We start from the raw sequence: 331 nt of genomic DNA, 5'->3' as shown, positions 1-331 counted from the left end.
ACCAGCACAGCAAATGGTCTAAATGTAGGTGGGGATAAGATCAGTGGATTGGCAGCTGGCGACATCAGTTCAGCAGCATCGACAGATGCGGTGAATGGTGGTCAGTTATTTACAACGAATACGAATGTCACAAACTTACAGAATCAAACGTGGAAACTTCAAGCGAACGGAGATACAGCATCCGCGGTTAAATCGAGTGATACGGTACAGTTCCTTGATGGCACTAATATAAAAGTAACACGCGGTGGCAACAACATTACGATTGCAACTAATCCAAATTTGACAGTGGATAGTGTTACAGCAGGTACAGGCACAGACAAGACAGTCTTGA

General features: G+C 44.4%; 1 pseudogene. It reads left to right on the top strand.

Annotated elements, in window-relative coordinates:
* Positions 1–331, top strand: a pseudogene (locus tag CDA10_RS16715) (hypothetical protein); the annotation flags it as partial.

This window comes from Acinetobacter piscicola (assembly GCF_002233755.1).
In the GTDB taxonomy this organism is placed as follows: domain Bacteria; phylum Pseudomonadota; class Gammaproteobacteria; order Pseudomonadales; family Moraxellaceae; genus Acinetobacter; species Acinetobacter piscicola.
Note: the sequence above shows the minus strand (reverse complement) of the source record. Positions and strands in the feature narration are given on the sequence as shown.